The organism is Pseudomonas sp. NBRC 111132 (genome assembly GCF_001320565.1).
In the GTDB taxonomy this organism is placed as follows: domain Bacteria; phylum Pseudomonadota; class Gammaproteobacteria; order Pseudomonadales; family Pseudomonadaceae; genus Aquipseudomonas; species Aquipseudomonas putida_P.
Window position 1 is genome coordinate 25,328 of the sequence record NZ_BCBI01000043.1, and the last position, 17,684, is coordinate 43,011.

Sequence of the window (17,684 nt, forward strand, 5' to 3'; positions counted from 1 at the left end):
AACCTCGCCCCGACACCAGACCAGCGGTCATCCCCCTGTGCTAGCGTTTCTTCTCTGGGGAACAACGTATTCCCGCACTGAAAAAAACAACGCGACAGCAACCGATGACTGGCAGGTGAACCATGGAACTACGCATCAACCAGAAGACCTATCAGGTCGAGGCGGACGCCGACACGCCCTTGCTGTGGGTGATCCGCGATGACCTGGGGCTGACCGGCACCAAATACGGCTGCGGCCTGGCCCAGTGCGGCGCCTGTTCGGTGCTGGTGGATGGCAACGTGGTGCGCGCCTGCGTCACCCCGGTGGCAGGTGTGGTCGGCCGCGAGGTCACCACCATCGAGGCGATCGAGGCCGATGCCGTCGGCAAACGCGTGGTCGCCGCCTGGGTCGAGCACCAGGTGGCCCAATGCGGCTACTGCCAGTCTGGCCAGGTGATGGCAGCCACTGCGCTGCTAAAGCACACGCCCAAGCCTAGCGATGCGCAGATCGATGCAGCCATGGTCAACCTGTGCCGCTGCGGCACCTACAACGCCATCCATGCCGCCGTGCATGACCTGGCCCAAGGGGAGCAGGCCTGATGAACACGCCCGTCGATACCCTCGCCGAACTGCACAGGTTGCAACTGGGCGAAACGGTCAACCTGTCGCGTCGGCGCTTTCTGGCCAGCACCGCAGTCGGTGCCCTGGTACTGGGCTTCGGCCTGCCCATGGGCTCGGCTCGCGTGCAAGCTGCAGCGGCGGCAACTGCTGAGCGCGGCACCCAGGTGCCGGCGTTTCTGGAAATTCGCCCAGACGGCACGGTACGCCTGCTCAGCCCCTTCATGGAAGGTGGGCAAGGCCCGTTTACTGCCATGGCACAGATCGTCGGTGAAGAACTTGACGTCGACCCGGCTCATTTCGTGGTCGACAGCGCACCACCGGGCGAAGCCTACGTGGTGATGGAAAACGGCATGCGCATTACCGGCGGCAGCATGTCGGTACGCATGAGCTATCCGACCATGCGCCGCCTGGGCGCCCTCGCCCGAGCCATGCTGCTGCAGGCGGGCGCCGAACAGCTGGGCGTGCCGGTCGATGAGCTTTCAACCACGCCGGGTAACGTGGTACATACCACGACTGGCCGCTCCATACCCTACGGAGAACTGGCGGGGCGCGCCATGGACCTGCCCGTGCCCGACCCGGCCAGCGTCAAATTGCGCGACCCCAGCCAGTTTCGCTGGATCGGCAAGCCCGTACGCCGCCTGGATGCTTATGACAAATCCACTGGCAAGGCCCAGTACTGCATCGACATCAAGGTCGACGGCATGCTCCACGCCGCCGTGCAGCATGCGCCACGCTTGGGCATGACCGTGGGCAGCTTGCGCAACGAAGACCAGGTCAAGGCCATGAAAGGCGTGCATTCGGTGCATCAGCTGCCGGGCGCCGTGGCCGTGGTCGCAGAACGCTGGTGGCACGCCAAGCGTGCGGTGGAGGCGCTTCAAGTGGACTGGAAAGAGCCAACCGCCGACAGCAAGGTTCGGCCGATGCCGGCCGACTTTTCCAGCGACACCTGGCGCGAACACCTCGCCACGGTCGAGGGCCCGGCCCGTGATGAAGAAAATGAAGGTGATGTGGCCAGCGCCCTGAGCAATGCCAAGACCAAGGTCGAGGCCAGCTATCACAATCAATACCTCAACCATGCCCAGCTCGAGCCGCCGTCCGCCCTCGCCCGCTTCAACCCGGACGGCACCCTGGACGTCTGGCTGCCCAACCAGGCCCCGGACATGTTCCGTGATGACATTGCCAAGCGCACCGGCCTGGAGCCTGCACAGATCAACCTGCACTCGCCGCTACTGGGCGGGTTCTTTGGCCGGCATTTCCTGTACGACTCGGCCAACCCTTACCCGCAGGCCATTGCGTTGGCCAAAGCCGTTGGCCGGCCGGTAAAGCTTATCTGGAGCCGCGAAGAAGAGTTCCTGCGTGATGTACTGCGCCCGGTTGCCGTGGTGAAGTTCCGCGCCGGGCTGGATGCCGACGGCATGCCAGTGGCCCTCGAAGCGATAAGCGCCACCGAAGGCCCAACCGAGGCCATCGCAGGCAAACAGGGGGACAAGATCGACCCGACCGCGCTTGAGGGGCTGTCGGGCAAGGCCTACGCCATCGCCAACAAGCGCATCGCCCAGATCTACGTCAAAGGCCCAGCCATGCTCGGCTACTGGCGCTCTGTGGGCAATTCGCTGAACGACTTCTTCTACGAGTCATTCCTCGACGAGCTGGCTGACAAAGGCGGCAAGGACCCGTTCGAACTGCGCCTTCACCTGCTGCGCGACAACCCACGCCTGACCCACCTGCTGAACGCGGTCGCCGACTTGTCCGGTGGCTGGAAGCGTGGGCCGTTCACCGCCGAAGACGGTAGCAAGCGCGCACGCGGTGTGGCCATGGCCTCACCGTTCGGCTCGGAGGCTGCGGTCATTGCCGAGGTGTCCATCGACAACGGCCAGGTCAAGGTGCACGACATCTGGCAGGCCATCGACCCGGGCAGCATCGTCAACCCGGCGATCATCGAGCACCAGGTCAACGGCGCCGTCGCCCTTGGCCTGTCGCAGACGCTGGTGGAAGAAGCGGTGTACGTGGACGGCAAGCCGCGCGCGCGCAATTACGACCTGTACCCGATCCTGCCGCCTGCGCGCATGGCCCGGGTGCATGTGCGCATCGTCGAAAGCGGGGCGAAGATGGGCGGCATTGGCGAACCACCGTTGCCGGCCGTGGCCCCGGCGGTGGCCAACGCGGTCGCGCAGCTCACCGGCCAGCGCGTACGCAGCTTGCCATTGAGCCGCCATACCTTCAGCTGATCGCACAAGGGACGCCCCATGACCCATCGTTTCGCAAGAACCGCTGGCTGGCTGGCGCTGCCGTGCCTGGTCGCGGCAGGCCTGCTGGCCTGGTATGTCACCCGTGAGCCTGCTTCGCCGTTCGCCGAAGCCCAGGCCACCGAAGCCGACCCGGCGCTGATCAGCCGCGGCGAGTACGTGGCCCGGCTTAGCGACTGCGTGGCCTGCCACAGCCTGCCAGACGGCAAACCGTTTGCCGGCGGGCTGGAGATGGCCACCCCACTGGGGGCAATCCACGCCACCAACATCACTCCCGATCGCGACAAGGGTATCGGCAACTACAGCCTGGCCGACTTCGACCGCGCCGTGCGCCAAGGTGTCGCGCCCGGTGGTCGACGGCTGTACCCGGCGATGCCCTACCCGTCCTATGCCAAGCTCACTGATGACGATGTAAAGGCGCTGTACGCCTTTTTCATGCACAGCGTGCAACCGGTGCAGCAGACCAACCTGGCCAGCGACATCCCCTGGCCACTGAACCTGCGCTGGCCAATCGCCTTGTGGAACGGGCTGTTCGCTGCCACAACGCCTTACGCCGACAAGGCCGGGCAAGATGCGCAATGGAACCGTGGCGCCTACATCGTCCAGGGGCCTGGCCACTGCGGCAGTTGCCATACACCGCGCGGCCTGGCGTTCAACGAGAAGGCACTGGATGACAGTGGCAAGCCGTTCCTGGCTGGCGCCTTGCTCGACGGCTGGTACGCACCTAGCCTGCGCGCCGACCACAACACCGGGCTGGGGCGCTGGAGCGAGGCTGAGATTGCGCAGTTTCTGAAGACCGGGCGCAACCGGCATGCCGTGGTATTTGGTTCGATGACCGAGGCGTTCAACAACTCCACGCAATTCATGTATGACGATGACCTGGCCGCCATCGCCCACTACCTGAAGTCCCTGCCCGGTGACCCACAGCGTGACGGCGCGCCGTGGCAATACCGGGCCGAATCGGCAGCTGCGCAGCTCGACAACCCTGGGGCGCATACCTATGTGACCCGCTGCGCCTCCTGCCACGGCCTGGACGGCAAAGGCCAGGCCGAATGGATGCCGCCGTTGGCCGGGGCAACCTCGGCACTGGCCAGGGAGGATGCCTCGGCCATCAATATCACCCTCAACGGTTCGCAGCGGGTGGTGGCTGCCGGGGTACCGGATGCCTATCGCATGCCGGCTTTTCGCGAACAGATGAGTGATCCGGAGATTGCCGAAGTGCTGAGCTTCGTGCGTACGGCATGGGGTAACCAGGGTGGCGCGGTGAACGCGCAAGCAGTGGGCAAGCTGCGAGGGCATACCGACCCGGCCAGTAGCAGCCCGATCATCTTGCATATGCGCTGAATCGGACAACTTTTGAACACCTAGGTTAATGGAGCCCCAATGGAAAGCATCGACCTGCTGGTCCTGCGCACTACCCGTGACTGGCTTGCAGCCGGCCACCGCGCCCTGCTCGCCACGGTCGCCCGCACCTGGGGCTCATCCCCGCGCCCGGTCGGCTCGATGATGGCCCTGCGCAGTGACGGTCGAGTGGTCGGCAGTGTTTCCGGGGGCTGCATCGAGGACGACCTCATCCATCGCTACACCCGTGCATACGAAGGCCCCGGCATGCCAGCCAGCCAGCCCCAGGTCGTGCGCTATGGCGTCAGTGCCGACGAGGCCCACCGCTTCGGCCTGCCCTGTGGAGGTACCCTCGAACTGGTGCTGGAGTTCACCCCTTCGCTGGAGCACCTTGAACAACTGCTGGCCTGCCTCGACCGCGCAAGCCTGGTACGCCGTGACCTGAACCTGCGAAGCGGCGAAGCCAGCCTCTGCGCCACGGGCTTGCCTGAACTGTTCAGCTTCGATGGCCAGCGCATGCTCAGCACCCTCGGCCCAGGCTACCGCCTGCTGCTGATCGGTGCCGGCGCACTGGCCGAGTACCTCGCCACCATGGCCCTGTTCAACGGTTTCAGCGTTTCGCTGTGCGACCCGCGCCCGGAGTACACGGCAGGCTGGAATGTTGCCGGGGTCAACTTGCTGCCTGGCATGCCAGACGACGTGGTCCGCGCCTTCGCCGCTGACGTTCGCAGCGCCATCGTCGCCGTCAGCCACGACCCAAAACTGGATGATCTGGCCCTGCTCGAAGCGTTGCACAGCCCGGCGTTCTACATTGGCGCCATCGGTTCGCGGCGCAACAGCCAATTACGCCGTGAACGGCTGATCGAGCACTTCGGTGAGAGCGAAGCTTCGCTGCGGCGCTTGCACGGCCCGATTGGCATCTACATCGGCAGCAAGACCCCAGCGGAAATTGCAGTCAGCGTCATGGCCGAGATCCTCGCGGCGAAGAACAACGTCAGTTTGCCCGGGGCAGTCAACGTCACCCAAGCCAAGGAAGCAGAACGATTGGCACGGTCCCTGTAGAAGCGCGCCCCTGCGCGTTACTGCCACCGCTCCAGGTTCTGCTTCAGCAAATGATCGGGCAGCGCTCCGGCAACTATCTTCGCCATTTCCCGCGCCAGCGCCTCACGCAACTGCGGCAGGTTACAGGGCGAATCATGCGAAATCGCCAGGTACAACCCTTCGCTGGACACTGGCGGCTGCAACACCTGCACAGTGGCTGCGATGCCCAAGGTACGCGCCAGCGCCATACCAGGGTACTGCTCGTACACCACGTAATCGCTGCGCTTGTGCATCAGCTTCTCGAACGCCTGCCGGGCGCTGGGCACCGCTTCAAGGGTTAGGTTGGCCCGGGCGTATTCATCGAACTGCTGGCCATGGCTGTTGTTGACCAGAGTGCCGCCCTTGTGGCCCTTGAGGTCGGCCCATTGTCGGTAGGCAAAGGCATTGTCCTGGCGCACCCAGACCACGCTGGGGGTATGCAGGAATGGCGGGGCAATGAAGTCCATCTGCAGCCGGCGTGCTTCGGTCAGGAAATACCCGGCCAGCAAATCGATCCGACCGGTGCGCACCTCTTCCTGGGCTCGCGACCACGGCCCGCCGTAAACCACTTCGATATCCAGCCCCAACTGCTTGCCCAAGTACTTGAGCAGGTCAGCATTGGCACCGATCAATTGCTGGGGGTTTTGCGGGTCGCGCCACAAGTACGGCGGGTATTCAGGATTGCCGGTCGCGGTGAGCCGTCGGCATGCATCATCCGCTACCGCAGCCAGGGGCAGCGGCAACAGGCACAACAGTAGCAAGGCGCGGCGAAAGCAACGCTCGATCATCTACGACCCTCGGCACATGTACATCCGGCGACCCGACATGGTGGCCAAAGGCTGCCACCTACTGTGGTCGGCTGCAGCAATCATCTGTGCGTCTTCTAGGCAGTCTGGACCATCAGCGGCCAATAGACGGGCCTTTCATCGGCCAGCAGAAAAACCGCCGGAGGATAGACAATGAGGGCCCGCACAGTTGACTGGAATCCGGCCTTTTCAGGCCCCCTGCCGCCGCATTGCCAGGATCGCCGCGCCAAAACCGATAAAGGTGGTGCCCACCACCCGGCTCACCCAGCGCGACAGCGAAGGTCGGGTCAACACGCCCTTGGCCCGCGCAGCCAGGGCGGCATACAAGCTCAGTGAAGTAAGCGACAAGGCCACGAAAATGCCTGTCAAGGTCAGGAACTGCGGTAATAACGCCGCGCCCTGGTCGATGAACTGCGGGAACAGCGCGGTGAAGAACATGGTCGCCTTGGGGTTGGTCACCGCCGTCAGAAAGGCCGACTTGAACAGTTTCAGCGGCGTAGGCCTTGCCTTGGCTGCACCCTCTGCGGCGCCCTGCTCCAGCATCGGGCTTTTTTTCAACAACTGCCGCACCCCCAGGTAAAACAGGTAGCCTGCCCCCAGGATTTTCACGGCATTGAACAGCACTTCAGAACTGGCCAGCAATGCGCCCAACCCCAACATGGCCGCGGCCGACAGACAGAACAGGCCCGTGCCATTGCCCAGCGACGACCAGATCGCGCTGCGCTGGCCATGGGCCAGGCTATTGTTGATGGCCATCAAGGTGGCAGGGCCAGGGCTGGCGATCGCGATGGCGGCGACCAGGGTAAACGCAAACAGCGAGTGAGAATCCATTTCAGGCTCGACAAACAATCAGGAAAGGTTGCGTGAATGGCACGCAGGCTCAGTCGGCATTCTGCCGCTTGGCCGCCTTCTTGGCGATAGCCTTCATTCGCGTCGCCGCCCGCTGCACAGTGGCCATCTTCTCGGGGCGCTTCATGCCCCGCCACTTGCGGATTTCGTCACGGGTGCGGCCGCAGCTCACGCACAGCTCGCTGTTCAGCTGGCATAAAGAGACGCAAGGGTTGTCGATGTCTTTGGCCATGCCACCACTCAGCCGGGCATTTCCGCCCGAGCACGTTCGGCGGCGCTGTGAAACACCTGGCGTACTTCTTCGGCCTTGGCTTTGCTGACCGACCTGGCAGCCAGCAGCTCATCGACCACACGAATGCACTGGCCCAGGGCGGTGTCCAGTTGTTCAAGGTCGGAGGCGTCAGCGATATCACCCAGATAAGGAGCGATGAGGTACACGTAACGGTCCTGCAGCTTGAGCGCTGCCAGCGCGTCGAGGGCTTTCTGGAACCGATCGGCAGCGGCAGGGCTCATGCTCAATTTATCGAAATGAATCAGGCTCACACGGTCAGTGGCCATTATGACGAATCTCCGTTTCCTGGTACGGCCAGGGCCGCAAGCAGCAGCGCTTCTACGGTGCTCGTATGTGCGGGCCCGGGTAATGCCCATCAGGTTACCAGAAGCCGAGGCAGAAAGGGCCACTGCCCCCAGAACTAAAAGTATTTGCCAAGTCGCGTAATGGACGCCCCAGGGCGCTATGGGGACAGGCGTCGCCTTTTCCGGCGCAGGATAATCGCGCCAGCACTCCACCCCGCCGAAGCCTTCATCGCGCTCGGTAGCCCATACAACAACAAGCCTGCATACGCAGGTAAACCACAAAGGGGCCTCATCATTCATGGCAAAGGAACACATCACCGAAACACTCGATCTTGGCGTGACAGACCCCTCGAAAACCGCAGAAGCCCGCCAGGACCGACATTTCGAGGGCAAACTCGACTGGATCGTCTTTGGCTTCACCAGCCTCCTGGCCATCGCATTCGTGCTCTGGGGCTTCCTCAACCAGGCCAGCCTGGCCAGCAGCGCCTCCAGCGCGCAATCCTGGGTCATTCTCAATTTTGGCTGGTTCTTCGTGCTCACTTCCACCCTGTTCGTGGTGTTCGTGCTGTGGCTGGCCGCCAGCCGCTACGGCAGAATTCCGTTGGGCCGTGATGGCGAACAGCCGGAGTTCCGCACGGTGTCCTGGGTAGCAATGATGTTCAGCGCAGGCATGGGTATCGGCCTGATGTTCTTCGGCGTGGCCGAGCCACTGTCGCACTACGTATCGCCGCCGCCCGGTTCGGCCAGCGGGCAGACCAGCGAAGCGATGCAGGTGGCGATGGCCACCACCCTGTTCCACTGGACCCTGCACCCCTGGGCCATGTACGCCATCGTCGGCCTGGTGATCGCCTACGGCACCTTCCGCCGTGGCCGCTCGCAGTTGATTTCCGCAGCCTTCCGGCCGCTGATCGGCAAGCACGCCAACGGCCCACTCGGCCGCCTGATCGACATGATGGCGATTTTCGCCACGCTGTTCGGCTCGGCCGCCTCGCTGGGCCTGGGTGCGCTGCAGATTGCCGGCGGCCTGGAATACAACGGCTGGATCGAAAGCCCCGGCAAGCTGTTCTACATCTCGATCATCACCCTGCTGACCATTGCCTTCGTCACCTCGGCGGTGTCGGGCATCGGCAAGGGCATCCAGTGGCTTTCCAACACCAACATGGTGCTGGCGCTGGTGCTGGCGGTGTTCGTGTTCATGGTCGGGCCAACCCTGTTGATGCTCAACCTGCTGCCGACATCGCTCGGCATCTACATCAAGATGCTCCCGGAAATGATGGCCCGCACCAACGCCAGCGGCGGCGAGCAGATGAACAGCTGGCTGGCCGGCTGGACCGTGTTCTACTGGGCCTGGTGGATTTCCTGGACGCCATTCGTGGGCATGTTCATCGCCCGCATCAGCCGCGGCCGCACCATCCGCCAGTTCGTTACCGGTGTGCTGCTGGTGCCGAGCCTGGTCAGCCTGGTGTGGTTCACCATCTTCGGCGGCGCCGCCATCGATGCCGTGCGCGAAGGCGCCCTCCAATTGGCCAACGGTGCGGTCAACAGCAACCACGCGTTGTACCAGTTGCTGGACGGCTACCCGCTGGCCTCGGCGACCTCGGTGCTGGTGATGATCCTGGTAGGCATTTTCTTCGTCTCGGGAGCCGATGCAGCCTCGCTGGTGATGGGCACGCTATCGGAACACGGCACCACCGCGCCATCACGGCGCACGGTAATTTTCTGGGGCGCGCTGACCGGGACGGTGGCGGCGATCATGCTGGCGATTGGCGACCCGCGTGACCCCGGCGAGGCACTGACCGGGCTGCAGAACCTGACCATCGTCGTCGCCTTGCCGTTCGTGATGGTGATGGTACTGCTGTGCCTGGCGCTTTACCGCGACCTGCGCAAGGACCCGATGATGCTGCGTCACCTGCGCGGCAACGAACTGATCGAAAAAGCCGTGCTGTATGGTGCGGTAAAGCATGGTGAGGAATTTTACATTGTGGTGCAGGAAAAGAAGGCTTCGACAAAGCCGGTAACGGCAGCGAACGAAGTTTCCCAAACCTGACCCTGCAAGGCTGGGCGGTCCCCTGTCGAAACGGCCTTGTGTCACCTAAAGGGGCTGCGAGGCGGGGACTTAAGCAGAACCTGCCTCAACCCTTCAATGCCGCCTCTATCTTGGCCACATCGATCTTGCCCATCTGCATCATGGCCTCGAACGCCCGCTTGGCCGCCGCACGGTCGGGGTGGCCGATGGCTTCGATGAGGACACGTGGGGTAATCTGCCACGAAATCCCCCATTTGTCCTTGCACCAACCACACACGCTGGCCTCGCCACCGTTGCCGACAATGGCATCCCACAAACGGTCGGTCTCGGCTTGGTCCGCGGTGCTGACCTGGAACGAAAACGCCTCGCAGTGCTTGAAGGTCGAACCACCGTTGAGCCCGACGCAAGGAATGCCCATTACCGTGAACTCCACGGTAATCACATCGCCCTGCTTGCCTGAAGGGTAATCGCCGGGCGCCTGGTGCACCGCGACCACCTGGCTATCGGGGAAGGTTCGGGCATAGAAGTTCGCCGCTTCTTCGGCATCGTGGTCATACCACAGGCAGACGGTATTCTTGGCAGTCATGGTCCTGGCTCCCTGAAAGGGTGTGAACCCATGAGTCTAGCTGCAACTTAATAGCCCGAAAAAAAAGCGCTCCATGCGGAGCGCCAAAATATTCACCCAAACCAAAGGAGCAACAAGGCTGCCAAGGTGAATTCACAGGATCGAAAGCGGGTATTCCACGATCAGCCGTACTTCGTCCAGGTCCGACTCGAAGGCCGTGGCCCGGGTGGTGGCCTGGCGCACGCGCAATGACAGGTCCTTGGCTGCGCCGGTCTGCACCACGTACTTGACCTCGATGTCACGTTCCCAGCGCTTCTGGTCGGTCAGTGGGTTGCCGTCGCCGTCGCGGCGCATGTAGGTGGCGTTGGCATTGGAGTAATCGGCGTCTGTGCCCTTGCCGTAGCGCGTCATGAACGACAGGCCAGGCACGCCATAGGCGGCCATGTTCAGGTCGTAACGCAGCATCCACGAACGCTCCTTGGGCGAGTTGAAGTCGCTGTACTGGATAGAGTTGTCGAGGAAGATCGAGTCGGACTGGCGCAGGTAGTCGAAGTCATCGTCGCCGTTGTTGCGCTGGTGAGTCAGCGCCAGGGTGTGAGCGCCAAGGCGCACGCCGACCTTGGCGCTCCAGATGTCATTGTCGAAGGCGCCCAGGCGCCGCTGCCCTTCATCAACCGCCTTGTAATAGTTGAAACCGCCAAGCAGGGCCAGCTCATCGCTCAACGGCCAGCTCAGGCTGGTGCCGGCGTAGTACTGGTTCCACACATCCTTGAGCCGGCTGCTGAACAGGCTGACGCTGACATGGTCATTGAGCGTGTAGTCACCACCGCCATAGGCGATCCACGGCGAATCGACCGGGCCGCCGTAGAAGGTCACGAAGTTTTCCCGCAGGTCGCTGGACATTGGCTGGCTCATGGCGTGCAAACGCCCGGCCTGCAAGGTCAGGTCCTTGATGCTGGTGTTCTCCAGGGTCACGCCACGGAAGCTTTCCGGCAGTAGCCGCGAGTCGCCTGCCGCCACCACCGGGTTGGCCGGGAACACATCGCCTACCTTCAGTACCGTGTCGAACAGGCGCACCTTGGCCGCGCCACCTACCTTGGTGTATTCGTCACGGGCCTGGCCATCACGGTCAACGGGCATTACATCGAAAGAGCTACGCCCGCCGTTGCGACCGCCGCCGGTGTCGAGCTTGAGGCCAAGCATGGCGAACGCATCCAGGCCAACACCGACAGTACCCTGGGTGAAGCCCGACTCGAAGCGGGTAATCACAGCGTGAGCCCAGGCTTCGGAGTAGCCATTGTCAGGTTGCTTGTTGGGGTTGTGCATGGGGGCGGCGGAATCGCGGTTGTCGCGGTTGAAGTAGAAATTGCGGTTGAGCACGCTGAGGGTACTGCCCTCGACAAAGCCTTCAGCGCTTTCTTCTGCGGCCATGGCCTGGTTGCCAACGCTGGCCAGTGCCAGGCAAGCCGCCAGTTTCAGGGGTGATCTGCAGGTCATCCGATGCTCCTTGAACGTCGCATTTGTTGTTATGTCGGCGGGCCGAGATTGACGGCCGGCAGATAACGCCAAGGTGATCGGCGCATTACAATTGCGTCATCGACAAGGCAATGCCCTGGGTCGGGCCTTGCAACATCCTGCAGACATTTCCGACGTCAGGTAGTGAACCTGCTTACAAAAAAACGGTCTTTGGCTGACGGTCAACTCACCGACCGGTTCATCGGCCCAGTCACCGGGCCTACTTTTGTCCTGTTTCTGCGAAGACCCAACATGCCCGATTCCCGCCCAATTGCTTCCGTCCTCCCTGCCCTGCGCGGCGGCCTGATTGCCGCCCTGGTGACCCTTGCCGCACCGGTGCACGCCGAAGAGCCTGCCAGCGATGCACGCTGGGTCAGCGACAGCCTGAGCACCTACGTGCGCAGCGGCCCGACGGATGGCCACCGCATCGTCGGAACGCTCAAGTCCGGGCAAAAACTCACCCTGATCGGCAGCCAGGGCAACTACAGCCAGGTGCGCGGGCAGAACGGCGATGTGGTGTGGATTCTCAGCAACGACCTGCAGGCGGTTCCTGGACAGAACGAACGCCTGCCGATGCTCGATGCCCAGGTCGTGGAACTGACCGGGCAGCTGAAGACCATCGACGACAGCTGGAAAAACCGCGTGCAGGGCATGCAGGAAACGCTCGATTCGCGCAAACAGCTGATCGACGAACTGGAGGCGCGCAACAAGGCACTGAACGAGCAGCTGGACCAAAGCCAGTCGGAGCTGCGCGATACCCAGGCGCGCCTGGGGGATGAGAACAAGCAGGTGATGATGCGCTACATGGTGTATGGCGGCAGCATTGCTGGTGCGGGTTTGCTGGCGGGGTTGATCCTGCCGGCGCTGACCCGGGGACGCAAGAAGAACGATCGCTGGTTCTGACGGCGGGGCCATCCTGCACGGGCCTCTTCGCGGGTTTACCCGCAAAGAGGCCCGTACGAGCTTATTTGCTACGAGCCTTGTTATAGATGGTCTTGGCTTGGTCCGCAGAGGCCTGACATTGAGCCATGTCACCCTTGCTCTGAGCATCTTTGGCATTTTGCAGATGAACTTTGAAGTCATGGGCCATGCCACCATGCATCGCCTGACCACTGGCTTTATGGAAATCCTCCAGTTCCTTGATCTTGGCCGCACAGTTGCTTGCTGGGTCTGCGTGTGCGGCAAAAGCGAGGACGGAGGTAATCACCAGCAAGGGTATGCATTTCATGGATTTCATGGAGCGTTCTCCTGGAAAACCGTAAGGTTCGTCGAGGCCTATTCGGCTCGGCGCAGCCAAAAGCATAGTCGGCCCATGCCTGCACCGCACCACGTCAGCTCAGCGGTTGCCCGGCCTCGGCGAACAGGAAATCGATGAACACCCGCACCCGCAATGGCATGTGCCGTGCCTGCGGGTAGATCAACATGAAGGGCCGAGAGGTGCCGCCAAACGCCGTCAGCACCTCGACCAGTTCGCCGCTGACCAATGCGTCTTGCACAGTAAAGCGATAAGCCTGCATCAGCCCGCCGCCGTGGCGCACCAGCGTGGCCGTGGCTAGAAAGTCGCCCAGGCAGGTGAACGCCCCCTGCGTTTCCACTTCCACCTGACGACCATCCTGGCGAAAGGTCCACGGCGGGCGGCGGCCACTGCTGGGCATTTCAAACTGGATGCACTCGTGGTGCTGCAAGTCCTGTGGCACCTGCGGCATGCCGGCACCGGCCAGGTAGCCCGGGGTGGCCACCACCACCAGCTCGGCATCCTCAAGCCGACGCGCCACCAGCCGTGAGTCGGCCGGTTCGCGGCCACGAATGGCCAGGTCGAAGGGTTCCTCGGCAAAATCGACGTTGCGGTTGCTGACATGCACGTCCACCCGCACCTGCGGGTAGCGCTGGCGAAAGCGCGGCAGCAGCGGCAGTAACCGATGATGGGCATAGGGCGTGGGCGCACTGATGCGCAGTAAGCCACTGGGCTCGATCTGCCCACCCGTTACCTGGCGTTCGGCTTCGACCAGTTGCCCTAGCGCCTGTCGGCATTGCAGGTAATAGGCATGGCCCGCTGCGGACAGGCGCATTTGCCGCGTGGTACGGACGAACAACCGTGCCCCCAGGCGCTCCTCCAGACGCGCCACGTTGCGGCTGACCGCCGCCGGCGTGACGCCGGCCAGTGCGGCTGCGGCAGTGAAGCTGCCACTGTCGGCGGCCAGGCAGAACAGCTCAAGGCTACCCAGTTGCAAGTCATCGAAATGGCGGGGCATGGCGGCTCAATTAATTACATGGTGTATCGATTGAAATGCCTCGCGCCTTATTTTTCAAGCATCGGTAGCCAATTACAGTGAGTCCACATCGAGCCGATGGCTCAATTCACTGGAGACCAAGCACATGAACAAGCCACGTACCGTCATCATCACTGGGGCCTCCAGCGGCCTGGGTTTTGCCCTGGCCGAGGCCTTCCTGGAACGCGGCGACAACGTCGTCGGCAATGCCCGCAGCGAGGCACGCCTGGAGCAGGCCGCCGCTCGCCTCGGCAACTCTTCGCGGTTTATTGGCGTAGCGGGTGACATCGCCGAACCGGCCACGGCGCAACGCTTGTTCGCCAAGGCCGCTCACACCTTTGGCGGTGTGGACATCCTGATCAACAACGCCGGCATTTTCATTGCCAAACGGTTTGCCGAATACACTGCAATGGATGTGGACGCGTTGGTCGGCACCAACCTCAAAGGCTTTTTCTACCCAGCCCAGGAAGCAGCGCGGATCATGACCCAGCAAGGGCATGGGCAGATCATCGCCATCACGGCCTCCATCGCCCTGCAGCCGGATACCCGCGTACCAGCCCTGCTGCCGGTGTTGGTAAAAGGCGGCCTGAACCAGGCGGTCAAAGGCCTGGCGCTGGAACTGGCGGCCAGCGGCGTGCAGGTGAATGCCGTGGCGCCGGGGATCATCGAGACCCCCCTGCATGGCGACAATGTTCAGGGGATGGGCGCACTGTCGCCAAGCGGCCGTACCGGTTCGCCCCAGGACGTGGTGGACGCGGTGTTGTACCTGGCCGATTCACGCTTCGTCAGCGGCGTCATCCTGCCGGTGGATGGCGGCAGTACCGCCGGCACATGGCATTGACCCGAGGAGCAAGCAACCATGCCTTATGTCCATATTCGCGTAACCGATGAAGGGGTGAGCGCTGAGCACAAGCGCCAGTTGATCGAACAGACGACCCGTATGTTGCAGGAGGTGCTGGGGAAGCCGCCTGCCAGTACCTTTGTGGTGATCGAGGAGGTGCCAACCGATAACTGGGGTGTCGGTGGCGAGACCGTGACCGCAGTCCGGGCGCGAGAGCGGCGTTGAGGCCTGGGGCCGCCGAGCGGCCCCTATTGCCGTAACCGCTCCAACGCTTGCAGCACATACCCCGTGGCCCGCTCTGCCTGCCCCGCCCGGCAAGCAATGCCCAACTGCCGCCACAACCCCGGCCGCAATGGCCGGCGAGCAATACGCCGGTCCAGCTCGGCCGCCTCCCCCTCCTGCGGCAACAGCGTCGCCCCGTAGCCGGCGCCGACCAGGCTCTTGATCGCATCGTTGTAGTTCAGCTCGATGCGCGGCGTGGGGTACAACCCCGCTGTCGCGAACCATTCCCCGGTCACCCGTGACAGCTGGGTAGTGCTGTCGTTGAGAATCAATGCCCGCTGCGCCAACCAGCCCGGCGTGACCCTGGCCGGTGGCTGCCAGTCGGCCGGCACATAGGCAAGAATCGGGTCGCGCCGCCAGGGGGTGACCATCAGCCCTTTGCCGGCCACCTGCGGCAAGGCCACCAGGCCGATATCCAGCGTGCCTTCACGCAGGCGCGTGAGCGAGGCCTGTGAGGTCAGCACCTGTACCTGCACGTCGATCCCGGGGTGCTCCATGCGCAGCCGCGCCAAGGCTTGTGGCAGCAAATGGGCGATGGCGCCGGTAGAAGCGCCCAGGCGCACCCGCCCAGTCAACCCCTCGACCTGCCGGCGTACTTCGTCCAGCGCCAGGTCGGCGTCCGCCAGCAGGCGGCGGGCACGTAGCAACAGTGTTTCGCCGATGGCCGTGGGCCGCACCTGACCACGGGTGCGGGTAAGCAACGGGGCCCCCACTCGCGCCTCCAGTTCAGCCACGTGCAGGCTGATGGTGGGCGGCGCCAGGTTGAGCTGGCGGGCGGCCTCGGCAAATGAACCCAGGTCGGTGATGACCACCAACGTGCGGAGGCGGTCGAGGCTGATTTCGCGCATGGTCGGATCAATTCAGAAAAAATGAACATGTCGATCATCATATTCAAATTTTCATTAGCAAAGCCACAGGCGAGCATAGGCCATCCTTCCCCAACCGGACCCCGACCATGCACACCCCTGTTGTCTTCATCGATGGCGACCAAGGCACCACCGGCCTGCAAATTCATGCCCGCCTGCAGGGCCGTGGCGACCTGCGCCTGCTGACCCTGCCCGAGGCCGAGCGCAAAGACCCGCAACGCCGCCGCGAGGCGATCAACAGCGCCGACATCGCGCTGCTGTGCCTGCCCGACGATGCTGCACGTGAGGCCGTGGCAGCAATCAGCAACCCACACGTGCGGGTGATCGACGCCAGCTCCGCGCACCGCATCACGCCAGGCTGGGTGTATGGCCTGCCGGAACTTGACGAGCAACAAGCCGAGCGTATCGCGAACAGCAAGCGGGTCAGCAACCCAGGTTGCTACCCCACGGGGGCCATCGCCTTGCTACGGCCGCTGGTCAAGGCTGGCCTGTTGCCTGCAGATTACCCACTGAACATCCATGCCATCTCCGGCTACTCCGGCGGCGGGCGCACTGCGGTGGAGCGGCATGAACAACCCGGCGCGGGCAAAGCCCCGGCCTTGCAGTTGTATGGCCTGGAACTGGCGCACAAGCACGTGCCGGAAATCCAGCAGCATGCCGGGCTGTCGGCGCGGCCGATGTTCATGCCCGGTTACGGCGCCTACCGCCAAGGTATCGTGCTGAGCATTCCACTGCAGCTGCGCCTGTTGCCTGGGCAGGTCAACGCCGAACAGTTGCAGGCCTGCCTGGAGCAGCATTACCAGGGTGCCCGCCACGTCCAGATGATGCCCTTGCACCAGCACGGCGCTGCGGCAAACCTCGACCCCGAGGCATTGAACGACAGCAACAACCTGCGCCTGGCGCTGTACGCCAACCCCGAGCATGGCCAGGTCCTGCTCACCGCCGTGTTCGACAACCTGGGCAAAGGCGCCTCGGGTGCTGCGGTGCAAAACCTCGACCTGATGCTCGGTGCATTACAGGCACAAGGCTGATACGGCAAAACCGGTTAGACTGTACAACCCGCGCCAACACAGCGCGGGCTGTAATCTCACCCGCCGGAGCCTGCCCCCCGATGTTCATCCTGAGCCGCCTCGACAGCGTGCCGCCCGAATCTTTCCAGAACCAGATCCGCGAGCTGGTAATCCACAATGTCGGCGAACTGAGCAGTGTCGCCATCACTGCCGACAACCCGCTGTACCCGCTATACCAGTACGGCGTCGGCATGGAAGTGCACCAGTACCTACAAGCACTGGACGGCAACCGTGGCCTGGCCGTTGCGCTCACCCTGGCGCTGGATGCCGAAGCACCGGACCAGTTGCTGGGCTTTGCCCTGTCTCTGCCAGCCGAGGACGACCAGCAGGCCTGTGCACTGGCATTCCTGGCCGTGCGCCCCAGCCACCGCCGCCAGGGCATCGCCCGCGCCTTGCTGGACGACTTGCGAGCTCGCCATGCCTGTGTAGAACTGAATGCCTTCGCCAGCCAGGTGCCGTGGTTCGAGGCAATGGGTATGCAGGCGGTGGCCGCCAATGGTCCGCAAGTGCTGATGAGTAGCACCGGGCAAGCCAGCGGCGCATTGATAGGGCGATTGGACATTGCGCCGATTTATCAGACGGCTGAAGTGCTGCAGATTCATACCTACCTGCTTAACCAGCAGGGTGAGGATGCGATGATCGAAGCGGAGCAGATGCGCGATGAGCGGCTGGATGAATTGGCCGCTCAAGCCCAGGAGTGTGTGCGGCAGCGCAAAACCGTGCATTGAGCGTAGGGCTTCATCGCGGGCATG

At 63.2% G+C, this 17,684-nt stretch carries 19 protein-coding genes; 10 read left to right on the plus strand and 9 right to left on the minus strand.

Annotation, left to right across the window (positions count from 1 at the left end; all coding sequences use genetic code 11):
* The first annotated feature begins 122 nt into the window (after positions 1–122).
* The 4 genes from APH35_RS19450 to APH35_RS19465 are packed head-to-tail and all read left to right on the plus strand — an operon-like array spanning position 123 to position 5,248.
* On the plus strand, positions 123–578 hold the full coding sequence (locus APH35_RS19450) for a (2Fe-2S)-binding protein (RefSeq protein WP_012271943.1): 456 nt from the start codon (positions 123–125) through the stop codon (positions 576–578).
* Entirely contained in the window at positions 578–2,827 is a 2,250-nt protein-coding gene (locus APH35_RS19455; protein ID WP_060515308.1) for a xanthine dehydrogenase family protein molybdopterin-binding subunit, read from the plus strand. Before APH35_RS19450 ends, APH35_RS19455 begins: the two co-directional genes overlap by 1 nt.
* An 18-nt stretch (positions 2,828–2,845) precedes the next feature.
* Positions 2,846–4,189, plus strand: coding sequence for a c-type cytochrome (locus tag APH35_RS19460; RefSeq protein WP_060515309.1), 1,344 nt, complete (start codon positions 2,846–2,848; stop codon positions 4,187–4,189).
* A gap of 39 nt (positions 4,190–4,228) precedes the next feature.
* Positions 4,229–5,248: an XdhC family protein gene (locus APH35_RS19465; protein WP_012271940.1), complete on the plus strand. Its 1,020-nt coding sequence runs from the start codon at positions 4,229–4,231 to the stop codon at positions 5,246–5,248.
* 17 nt (positions 5,249–5,265) lie between these two features.
* On the opposite strand, the gene APH35_RS19470 is transcribed toward APH35_RS19465, so the two are convergent.
* From APH35_RS19470 to APH35_RS19485, 4 genes are all read right to left on the minus strand, one after another.
* On the minus strand, positions 5,266–6,054 hold the full coding sequence (locus APH35_RS19470; RefSeq protein WP_060515310.1) for a substrate-binding periplasmic protein: 789 nt from the start codon (positions 6,052–6,054) through the stop codon (positions 5,266–5,268).
* Positions 6,055–6,261: 207 nt separating this feature from the next.
* On the minus strand, positions 6,262–6,903 hold the full coding sequence (locus APH35_RS19475) for a LysE family translocator (RefSeq protein ID WP_012271938.1): 642 nt from the start codon (positions 6,901–6,903) through the stop codon (positions 6,262–6,264).
* 49 nt (positions 6,904–6,952) lie between these two features.
* Positions 6,953–7,153 carry a DUF1289 domain-containing protein gene (locus APH35_RS19480; protein WP_012271937.1) on the minus strand — a complete coding sequence of 67 codons (201 nt, stop codon included), beginning with the start codon at positions 7,151–7,153 and terminating at the stop codon, positions 6,953–6,955.
* Positions 7,154–7,161: 8 nt separating this feature from the next.
* Complete coding sequence (locus APH35_RS19485; protein ID WP_012271936.1) at positions 7,162–7,479, minus strand: hypothetical protein; 318 nt, start codon at positions 7,477–7,479, stop codon at positions 7,162–7,164.
* Positions 7,480–7,795: 316 nt separating this feature from the next.
* On the opposite strand from APH35_RS19485, the gene APH35_RS19490 reads away from it, so the two are divergent.
* Positions 7,796–9,544 (plus strand): BCCT family transporter, encoded by a 1,749-nt coding sequence (locus tag APH35_RS19490; RefSeq protein ID WP_060515311.1) that lies wholly within the window; start codon positions 7,796–7,798, stop codon positions 9,542–9,544.
* 85 nt (positions 9,545–9,629) lie between these two features.
* On the opposite strand, the gene APH35_RS19495 is transcribed toward APH35_RS19490, so the two are convergent.
* Entirely contained in the window at positions 9,630–10,109 is a 480-nt protein-coding gene (locus APH35_RS19495) for a VOC family protein (protein ID WP_060515312.1), read from the minus strand.
* A gap of 132 nt (positions 10,110–10,241) precedes the next feature.
* The gene (locus APH35_RS19500; protein WP_060494374.1) at positions 10,242–11,585 is read right to left on the minus strand and encodes an OprD family porin; all 1,344 of its coding nucleotides are present in this window, start codon (positions 11,583–11,585) and stop codon (positions 10,242–10,244) included.
* 270 nt (positions 11,586–11,855) lie between these two features.
* Between APH35_RS19500 and APH35_RS19505 the strand changes: the two genes are divergently transcribed.
* Positions 11,856–12,506 carry a TIGR04211 family SH3 domain-containing protein gene (locus APH35_RS19505; RefSeq protein ID WP_012271932.1) on the plus strand — a complete coding sequence of 217 codons (651 nt, stop codon included), beginning with the start codon at positions 11,856–11,858 and terminating at the stop codon, positions 12,504–12,506.
* A 61-nt stretch (positions 12,507–12,567) separates the two neighbouring features.
* Here APH35_RS19505 and APH35_RS19510 read toward each other — a convergent pair whose 3' ends face one another.
* Together APH35_RS19510 and APH35_RS19515 are read right to left on the minus strand one after the other, a co-directional pair.
* Complete coding sequence (locus APH35_RS19510) at positions 12,568–12,840, minus strand: hypothetical protein (RefSeq protein WP_012271931.1); 273 nt, start codon at positions 12,838–12,840, stop codon at positions 12,568–12,570.
* 94 nt (positions 12,841–12,934) lie between these two features.
* The gene (locus APH35_RS19515; protein ID WP_060515313.1) at positions 12,935–13,855 is read right to left on the minus strand and encodes a LysR family transcriptional regulator; all 921 of its coding nucleotides are present in this window, start codon (positions 13,853–13,855) and stop codon (positions 12,935–12,937) included.
* 124 nt (positions 13,856–13,979) lie between these two features.
* On the opposite strand from APH35_RS19515, the gene APH35_RS19520 reads away from it, so the two are divergent.
* Positions 13,980–14,714: an SDR family NAD(P)-dependent oxidoreductase gene (locus tag APH35_RS19520; RefSeq protein WP_012271929.1), complete on the plus strand. Its 735-nt coding sequence runs from the start codon at positions 13,980–13,982 to the stop codon at positions 14,712–14,714.
* Positions 14,715–14,732: 18 nt separating this feature from the next.
* Positions 14,733–14,939: a tautomerase family protein gene (locus APH35_RS19525; protein WP_012271928.1), complete on the plus strand. Its 207-nt coding sequence runs from the start codon at positions 14,733–14,735 to the stop codon at positions 14,937–14,939.
* A gap of 23 nt (positions 14,940–14,962) precedes the next feature.
* On the opposite strand, the gene APH35_RS19530 is transcribed toward APH35_RS19525, so the two are convergent.
* Positions 14,963–15,844, minus strand: a complete 882-nt coding sequence (locus tag APH35_RS19530) for a LysR family transcriptional regulator (protein WP_012271927.1) — start codon at positions 15,842–15,844, stop codon at positions 14,963–14,965.
* A 107-nt stretch (positions 15,845–15,951) separates the two neighbouring features.
* On the opposite strand from APH35_RS19530, the gene argC reads away from it, so the two are divergent.
* Together argC and APH35_RS19540 are read left to right on the plus strand one after the other, a co-directional pair.
* Entirely contained in the window at positions 15,952–16,893 is a 942-nt protein-coding gene (gene argC / locus APH35_RS19535; protein ID WP_012271926.1) for an N-acetyl-gamma-glutamyl-phosphate reductase, read from the plus strand.
* 80 nt (positions 16,894–16,973) lie between these two features.
* On the plus strand, positions 16,974–17,660 hold the full coding sequence (locus tag APH35_RS19540; RefSeq protein WP_012271925.1) for a GNAT family N-acetyltransferase: 687 nt from the start codon (positions 16,974–16,976) through the stop codon (positions 17,658–17,660).
* Positions 17,661–17,684 lie beyond the last annotated feature (24 nt).